The sequence below is a fragment of the Streptomyces sp. NPDC048496 genome (genome assembly GCF_043200055.1).
GTDB lineage: Bacteria > Actinomycetota > Actinomycetes > Streptomycetales > Streptomycetaceae > Streptomyces.
The window spans coordinates 1-1,369 of the sequence record NZ_JBICXB010000140.1 but is presented as its reverse complement, the minus strand read 5'-3'; the positions used below and the strand labels follow the sequence as shown (position 1 = coordinate 1,369).

Sequence of the window (1,369 nt, the reverse complement as noted above, 5' to 3'; positions counted from 1 at the left end):
GAGGCGTTCGGGGTTGTCACCTGCGGCGATGAGCAGGGCTGCGGCGCTGTCCGGGCCGACGCCGCGTACGTCGAGCAGACCGGGCGTACTCGCCTGGCCCGCCTGCACCGCCGCTTCGAGGTGGTCCCCGGCGCCCAGGCCCAGGTCGACTGGGGCTTCGAGGGCGGCATCCTCGCCCACGTGGGCATCGAGAAGGTCTACTCCTTCCACATGACGCTGTCGTACTCGCGCGACCCGTTCTGCTGCTTCACCACCAGCCAGGACCTCACGGCGTTCTTCGAGTGCCACCGCCGGGCCTTCGCTCACTTCGGCGGCGTGCCGGGCACCATCGTCTACGACCGCACCAAGACTGTGGTGCGCCGTCATGTCGCCCCGGGCAAGGCCGTGCCGCTGCACCCGGAGGCCGTCGCCTTCGCCGGGCACTACGACTTCGACATCGACGTGCTGGCCGCCTACCGGCCCACCGGGAAGGGCCGGGTCGAACGCCAGGTCCTCATCGTCCGCGACCACGTGCTCGCCGGCCGGTCCTTCTCCTCGCTCGACGACCTGGACGGGGCGTTCATGGCCTGGGTGCCCCGGCGCCGCGCGGTCACCCACCGCACCCACGGTGAGGTCATCGGCGTGCGCGCGCAGCGCGACCATCAAGCCCTGCGGCCCCTGCCCGCCAGGCCCTACCTGGTCGCCGAGCGCTTTCTGCGCCATGTCGGCAAGGACTGCCTGGTCGCCTTCGATGCCAACCTCTACTCCGTTCCCGCCCAGCGCGTGCGCCACCGCCAATACGTCGAGGTCCGCGCCACCGCCGCGACCGTCGCCCTGCACGCGACCGTGCCCGACGCGGACGGCGTCACCCTGCTGGCGGTGCACCCGCGCGCGATCGGCCGCGGCACGCGGGTGGTCGACCCCGCCCACTGGCAGGCGCTGCCCGACGGCCACACCCGCGCCACCACCACCGGCGAGGACCCCGACACCGCCCCGCCGGTGCGCCGCCGCCCCGACGAGGTGGGGGGCCTGGCCTCGCTGCTGCGGGCCCGCGCCGCCCAGATCCAGGTCGTCACCCGGCCACTGTCCTTCTACGACCAGATCGCCCGCACCGCCCCCGCCGACGCGGCGGCCCCCATCCAGGAAGCACAGGAGCCGAGTTGAGCGAGCTGGTCACCGCCCGCATCCGTGCCACCGCCGCCAAGCTGGGGCTCGCCCACCTGGCCGAGACCCTCGCCGAGCACGTCACCCGCGCCGATGAGGCCCAGATGGGCTACCTCGACTTCCTCGATCACGTGCTGGACGCCGAGCTCGACGTGCGCGAGGACCGCCGCCTGCAGCACGCCCTGCGCCTGTCCCGCCTGCCGCACTACAAGACCATCGAGGAGTA

2 protein-coding genes are annotated in these 1,369 nt (G+C 73.2%); both read left to right on the top strand.

Translation table 11 applies throughout. The features are described 5' to 3' along the window. The coding region (istA, locus tag ACGFSA_RS35185; RefSeq protein ID WP_393310261.1) for an IS21 family transposase at positions 1 to 1,143 on the top strand (1,143 nt) is incomplete at its 5' end. Next, the coding region (locus tag ACGFSA_RS35180) for an ATP-binding protein (protein ID WP_393310259.1) at positions 1,140 to 1,369 on the top strand (230 nt) is incomplete at its 3' end. The genes istA and ACGFSA_RS35180, both read left to right, overlap by 4 nt.